General features: G+C 43.8%; 5 protein-coding genes. 2 read left to right on the plus strand and 3 right to left on the minus strand.

What is annotated here, in order from left to right; all coding sequences use genetic code 11:
- Positions 1-982: 982 nt before the first annotated feature.
- Positions 983-3757, plus strand: coding sequence for a DNA polymerase III subunit gamma/tau (dnaX, locus tag HWQ38_RS10985; protein WP_292793170.1), 2775 nt, complete (start codon positions 983-985; stop codon positions 3755-3757).
- A 73-nt stretch (positions 3758-3830) separates the two neighbouring features.
- Here the strand turns inward: dnaX and HWQ38_RS10990 are convergent, their stop codons facing one another.
- Both HWQ38_RS10990 and HWQ38_RS10995 read right to left on the minus strand, forming a co-directional pair.
- Complete coding sequence (locus tag HWQ38_RS10990) at positions 3831-5237, minus strand: glycosyltransferase family 2 protein (RefSeq protein ID WP_292793172.1); 1407 nt, start codon at positions 5235-5237, stop codon at positions 3831-3833.
- Between the two features lie 427 nt (positions 5238-5664).
- Positions 5665-5790 carry a hypothetical protein gene (locus HWQ38_RS10995; RefSeq protein WP_292793174.1) on the minus strand — a complete coding sequence of 42 codons (126 nt, stop codon included), beginning with the start codon at positions 5788-5790 and terminating at the stop codon, positions 5665-5667.
- 221 nt (positions 5791-6011) lie between these two features.
- On the opposite strand from HWQ38_RS10995, the gene ebsA reads away from it, so the two are divergent.
- Positions 6012-6386, plus strand: a complete 375-nt coding sequence (gene ebsA, locus HWQ38_RS11000) for a type IV pilus biogenesis protein EbsA (RefSeq protein ID WP_292793176.1) — start codon at positions 6012-6014, stop codon at positions 6384-6386.
- Positions 6387-6624: 238 nt separating this feature from the next.
- Here the strand turns inward: ebsA and HWQ38_RS11005 are convergent, their stop codons facing one another.
- Positions 6625-7212: an AbiJ-NTD4 domain-containing protein gene (locus HWQ38_RS11005; protein ID WP_292793178.1), complete on the minus strand. Its 588-nt coding sequence runs from the start codon at positions 7210-7212 to the stop codon at positions 6625-6627.
- Positions 7213-7385: the final 173 nt, after the last annotated feature.

Below are 7385 nucleotides of genomic sequence, written 5' to 3' on the forward strand. Positions count from 1 at the left end.
ACACAAGGACTTTGGTTCAGAACACAAGGACTTTGGTTCAGAACACAAGGACTTTGGTTCAGAACACAAGGACTTTCGTTCAGAACATAAGGACTTTCGTTCAGAACATAAGGACTTTTGTTTACAACACAAGTCTTTTTTGAGCTTTTGAGGGAATGAAACAGCTTTGCTTTTCAAGAGAGGTTGGGGGGATTAAAAGTCTGTGGAGCCACTCTAAAAGACTTGTGTGTACACGGTAGCCTTAAAAAGAGGGGGGAATCTTAAAGAGCCAACTTTTTAAGGGGGTTGGGGGATCTCTTCTGCCAAGTCCTATATAAACCTCATCTAAGTTTATAAGCGTAGTTTTCGCCCTCACCCTAAATCCCTCTCCCAGCTTTGGGCTACGGTGTACACACAAGTCGTGAAATTCCACCTGACACTTGGTTTCGTCCTCTAGCAATAGGATTGTGCGATCGCTCTGAAAGCTTGTCATTGCGAGGAGGAACGACGAAACAATCGCTTTAACTATGGGATTATGTGATTACTTCGCTCCGTTATCACTGCGCTCGTAATGACAATTTAAGGGGTCTATAACGCCTGAAACCCTTTCAGATAGTACTTGTGTGTACACCGTAGCCCAGCTTTGGGAGAGGGACTTTGAAATTCTGGCTCCCCGAATCCCAAATCTGGGAGAAGAAGTTGGGCGATGAGGGCAAATCCTTTTGATCACAGAAGAACTACAGGTTTCAAGATAGACGTGGTTTAATAGAACAAATGTACTAAATAATATGCTATAATTCCCATAGTTTGATGTTGAAATCATAGTAGAGGATAAGCTCTAGTTGCTTGCTTTGCTGAGTGCCAAAATTTACGGCATTAGTTGAGTGTAAGCGCGATGCGAACATCCACAAATAAAGCGGGTACGAGAGTTTAAAATAGTTGAATCCTAAACTCGACTCGGTGCTACTAATTAACTTTGAAAGGCATTGAAGTCTATTTTTCTATGTCTTACGAACCCCTGCACCACAAATATCGCCCCAAGAGTTTTGCTGAACTGGTGGGACAAGAGGCGATCGCCACCACCCTCACGAATGCGATCGGCACATCCAAAATCGCCCCTGCCTATTTATTCACTGGGCCTAGAGGTACGGGGAAAACTTCTAGCGCCCGGATTCTGGCTAAATCCCTCAATTGTCTCAAAGGTGATAAGCCGACTGCTGAACCCTGCGGCGTGTGTGAGGTTTGTCAGGGGATTACCAAGGGCTACGCTTTAGATGTAATTGAAATCGACGCCGCGAGCAACACTGGTGTCGATAATATCCGCGAGTTGATTGAAAAAGCCCAGTTTGCTCCTGTGCAGTGTCGGTACAAGGTTTATGTGATCGACGAGTGCCTAACTGGAGATTCTCTGGTCTTGACCGATGACGGACTTAATAGAATCGATAATCCCAAAATCAAAGACAAGAGGGTTTTGAGTTACAACGACTCATCTCTGAAGTGGGAATTTAAGAAAGTTGTCAGGTGGTTAGACCAAGGAGAACGGCAAACCCTGGTTATCAAGACAACTAATCGAGAAATTAGATGTACGGGTAATCATTTAATTAGGACAAACCAGGGATGGCTACAAGCAAAGAACGTAAAAGAAGGAATGAAGATACTATCCCCTGTGAATGTGGATGTGGCATCCTCATTTACAAATTTGGTATCGATGGACGCACCCGGAGATTTACTAGCGGACACCAGTTTAAAGGCAATACATCCGGGCAAAAATCATTCGACCTGGAATCTATCCTTAGACAAGCCGAATTACTCCGACCTTTCTGTGCTTGCAACCAACTCATTGCTACTTGGCTTACAGCAATGGGATACTCAGCAACAACAAAATTTTACACCAGAAGTAGTACTGGCAAGACATACCACTATATACGGTTGGGGGCAAGCACCAGTAGAAAATGGCTGGCAGACCTTAAACAATATTCCATCCCCTCAATGGATTACAAGTTTGGAGACAGTCGAATCTGTTCACCTCGCTGGGATTGAGCGAGTCTATGACATTGAAGTTGCAGATAATCATAATTTTGTGGCAAATGGGCTTTTGGTACACAATTGCCATATGCTTAGTACTCAGGCATTCAACGCGCTACTGAAGACACTAGAGGAACCACCGAGACACGTAGTTTTTGTATTGGCGACAACAGACCCGCAACGGGTGTTACCAACAATTATTTCGCGCTGTCAAAGGTTTGATTTTAGACGCATTCAATTAGAAGCGATGGTGAAGCATTTAAGTGCGATCGCCTCTATAGAAAACATTCATATTTCACCCGATGCTGTAACCCTGGTAGCCCAACTTGCTCAGGGAGGGTTGCGAGATGCCGAAAGTTTACTCGACCAATTGGGTTTATTAGCGGGTGAAGTGACACCAGAGCGAGTTTGGGATTTGGTGGGGACGGTGAGTGAACAGGATTTGCTGGGGCTTTTAAATGCGATCGCTCAAGATAAACCGGAAGCAGTTCTAGACTGTACCCACTACATTCTAGATCGTGGTCGAGAACCCCTAACTATTTTGCAAAATCTCGCCGCTTTTTACCGCGATTTACTCATTGCTAAAACTGCACCCAACCGCCACGATTTGGTTGCTTGTACTCAGCAAACCTGGATAGCGCTGGTTGAGTTTGCCCAATACTTGGATATGAGCGCGATTTTAGCAGGACAGCAACACCTACGCACATCAGAAGTGCAAATTAAAAATACCACTCAGCCGCGTTTGTGGTTGGAGGTAACATTACTAGGATTGTTACCCAGTGCAACAAATATTCAGCCACAAGCCCCAAGTATCTCACCGCGAGTTAACATACCTGCTGTATCTCCAAGCTATCCTCCAGCAGTTGCCCCAAATCACACAGTCTCTTCTTTACCTGTTGCTGAACCGCAGACAAATCAGAATTCTGCAAACCATCATCTAGCATCTGCCCAAAATCAGCCCGTCACCTCATCTCCCCCGGCTGAACGGCAAACAAATCATAATTCTGCTGCTAACTCAGTTTCACCACCAACCCCAGAACCTGTATCTGTCCCCGTGCCACCTGCGAACATTGAACCAGTAACTTCAGAAGTTGTTGGGGAAGCAGAGTATGACTTAACTCAGGTTTGGCAACAAGTGCTTGCTAACCTCCAGCCAAAATCAAGGCAAGAAATGCTGCGTCAAATGAGCCATCTTGTAGAGTTCGATGGTGCTGTGGCTCGAATTGCGATCAAACAGGCATGGTATGACAAGGGGAAATCTGATCTACCGATGATTACGGCAGCTTTTCAACGGACTTTTCAGCGTGAAATCCAGATAAATATAGAAAAAGGAACTTCTTCAAACTCTACTTCAGCCAAAAAAAATCCTCCCCCAAAAGACTCTACTCGCGTTCAGCAACCACCTACTCCCAGTTATAACCAGCAAATTCCGCCTCCAGCACCAGTACCACAGCCAACCACTCCACCACCAGCACCACTAAAAACCGAGTCGGCAGCAAGGAATGGAAACGGGGCAAATAGCAATGGGGCAAATGGTAATGGTGTAAATGGTAATGGGATGCAAACTTTGCCTCCAACGCCACTACGAACACCCGCACCTGATTGGGAACCTGACGAAGTAGCGATCGCAGCTCAACGTCTTGCAGAATTTTTCAACGGACAAATTATCCGCTTTGCAGATGATTCAACAGAATTCTCCGACACTATAACTACGTCTGAGTGGGTAGAAGAATCAGAAGTGGATGATGAATAAAAAATGCAAAATTGTTTTTGGTAATTTTGCATTTTGAATTTTGAATTTTGAATTTTGAATTTCCCTTTGGGGACTATTCCCCATTCCCAGTATGCAAAGTTTTCACCCATTTCAGCCGCTTTGGTCTTACAGACATCCGGGCAGTAGTACTGCTCATGACGACTAACCAGTGCAACATATATAAACTGCCGCGCAGGGTTTGCACTAGCAACAGAAAATATGTAGAAAGTGGGAATTTTTGATCTTGACGTATCCGCCTCAGACCTGTAAACATCCCTACCATCGACATAGAAATGGACAAGCCTGTGATCGGACTTAATATTGGTAGACGATGACGAGCGATCGCCATTAATAAATCTGGTACTGTTGCTGTGGGCAAGATATACATAATCAACATAAAAATCAGCAAATCCCAGCTTTTGCGCGTTCCCATGCGGTTTTTGAGAATTAAATCCCAGTAATCCAGATAGCGTTGATAACCGCCTTCTGCCCAACGGTTGCGCTGATGCCAGAGTGAAACTGCGCTCGTCACTCCTTCTTCTTGCACGGCTGGATGGAAAACACACTCAATATCCCATTTCTCCAAATGTAAGCGGATTGTCAAATCTAAATCATCGGTAATGGTTTCTTCATTCCAGCCACCGCAGCTTTCCAAAGCAGAACGCCTGACAAATTGACCATTGCCGCGCAGTTCGCCAATGCCACCAAGGGCGGTTCGCTGTTGCTGAAACCAGGTATCAAGTGCCATTTCTGCCATTTGCCCCTTAGTCCAAAAGTTTTCTTTAGCGTTGGCGATCGCTTTTCGCACCTGCACCGCCCCCACCTTTTCTCTTTGAAATAAAGGTATTACCTGTAGTAACAAGTCTGGTGTCACTTGGGCATCAGCATCAAATACTGCGATAATGTCACCCTTTGTCAGTGGGAATACCTGATTTAACGCCCCCGATTTGCCGCCACTAGCTTCTGCTGAACGCCTTAGTACTTTCAGTTGCTCGTATTTTTGCTCTAGTTCTGCTAATAAATGTGGCGTACTATCACTGCTGTGATCATCAATTATCCATACTTCGTACTGCCCACCTGGATATTCCAGATTACAAAGATTTTTGACTAATTTAGCAATTACCGCTTCCTCATTTTTCGCAGCCACTAGTAAAGATACAGAGGGCAAATCTCCCTGTATTTCTTTTGGATAGCGACGGGATTTAGTAAACACTACCACCAAGGCATGAAATCCTAGAATGGTGGTCATTCCTAGAATAAATATAGAAGCCCAAGAAACTAAATGTAGAGCGATCGTGCCACTCCAGACGATAGTCAAGACTAGAGCCGCCTTACGTCTACGAGCTTGAAACCGGGGTGTTAGAGACACAGGATCTGTCTCTAACGCTGACTCCTCATCTACTGATAGGTCAGACAACAAGGAGTTCAGAGGATCAAGCTCTTGATAAGAATCTTCTTCGGGCCAGGAATTCGCTGGCATAGGTTAGGTTGCTTGATTCAAAAACCAGTATTTATCTACAGTTAGTAATTTTACGGTCAAATATCCCTAAGCTACTTTTCCCGATATTAATCGGAATGGGCAAACTGCAATACCCGCTATCCCTAAGCCAAAAGCCATTGGGATTACCTTTTTGTCACCGCCACTCTGCGTAATTACCTCGGATTAACCACGGTTGCTACTCTTAGACAGAAGCTTGATTCCTTTGATAGCCACTTAGGCAGGAAGCTTGTAGAGTCGGACTTTCTCCAATGAGAACTCCGGTTTAGGCAAAGTAATAGCAAGGTAGCAGCAGCTAATTGTTGGGAGAAATAGCAATAACGGCATCCACTACTTTACAGTGGGTATTTTTAGTGTTATCTTTCCCAGCTTCCATAAAAGTTAATGCAGCATCATTGTAACCGAAATTTTAATATTTCTTAGCAGTAACTTCATTTATGGTGCATTGGGCATTGGGCACTTGTACTGAGCGAACGCGAACAGCGTCTCGTAGAGAAGTCGTTGGCGTAGCCTCTCGTAGAGAAGTATTGGGCATTGGGAAAACACTTTCTTTCTTCATCCCCTTGTCCCCCTTGTCCCTCTTGTCCCCCTTGTCCCTCTTGTCCCCCTTGTCCCCCTTGTCCCCCTTGTCCCCCTTGTCCCCCTCATCCCTCTCATCGCCCACTCCCCCCTATGTGCTTTAGACACATCTTTTGGGAACACTACTAACAGCCACTAATATCCCCAGTTGCCAACTAACTTGAGGAAGATTTAACAATGTCTATTGAGCAAATCCAGCCTGCCACTCAACAACAAGCCAGTGTTTACTTACCTTACGTTCAGGGCACTAGGCGCAATTTCTTACCATATGCCATCAGTCTTTATCAAAAAGGGGTCTTGGAGGGACATCGGAAGATAGAAGCTAGTGAACATGTCCCCTTTGTCGCCTCCTGGAATGTTGGTACCCTACCCTCAGACTTAACCCGTTGCCGAATCCAGTTTGATGGCAACGCTGAACTGAGTTACGAACTGATGATGGCTAGTTTCGAGTTTATTAATTTTTTAATTGAACTTATGGACAACTATAAACGTTATCGCGTCACCGATTTTTCACAACCGTTTTACCGCAAGCTACTGCGTATAGACGATTGATTAAACTCAGCCGGGCTTTTACCAGTTCGGCTTGTATTTAAATTGTCTTAAGCTTTAGCATGAGCCAGTGATGGAAACCACAGCCATTACTCCTTGAATGCTAAAAAAGTGTAGCATTATTAGTATTTTAAGTCTCTCTGACAGGCAATCGCTATTTTTATTCTTACTTGCGATCGCTGAATCTATCGAAGACAATCGCTCCTGATCTCCCAAAATCTAATTAAAAAGCGATCGCACTCTAAATCTTCGATTTCAGGTAATTTATGAAAGACGTACATGAAAGTAAAAAGTACTTTGCATCAGCAACAGTTAGATCAGGCTCAGTTAACATGGCATCTCTGATACCTCCCTCATCACTTGTATATCCATACAGGTTTAAGAATGAATTTTTTAAAGCGGGGTGTAACTTGTTAGAAACTTCTAGAACTTTCAGGGCTTCTCCTAAAGTTGCCTTTGGTTTTCCAGTAATAGCTTTTGCAAGGCTTTCGACAGCAGAAATAGATTCTTTTATAGAGTTTCTATAGTCAGGATTTTCTTTGTCACTCATTAAAGCAAGGGAGCGCTTCAAATGGCTGGACACAGCAGGAAAATTTTTATCATCTACTGCTTGCTCAAGCATTTCAATTTCTTGCTCATTGGTGATATCTGTGAATACACCTCCGACAAATCTATAACCTGCCAATTCTCTTTCTAATACAGAGTTTATATGTTCTACAAGTTTCGGATTTCTGAAATAGTTGATTGTAAACTCAAGAAAATCGTAAACTTCGTACCATTGGAAACAGGACTTACGCAACTGGCACAAGCAATGGTACGCGAAGCGCACCGAGCGCCCAAAAACTACACAGAAGACATAGCAATCTCTGGACGTTTTAGTTGCTCAATTAAATATAAGACAAGCCAAAAGTGTTGAATGTTAAGAGAAATCCGATAAAAACAGCCCAAAATATGTTAAATTTTGGGCGGAAGATTAAAGTATATCTATTTGATAGTGATGAT

The sequence above is a fragment of the Nostoc sp. NMS7 genome (assembly GCF_017115085.1).
GTDB lineage: Bacteria > Cyanobacteriota > Cyanobacteriia > Cyanobacteriales > Nostocaceae > Nostoc.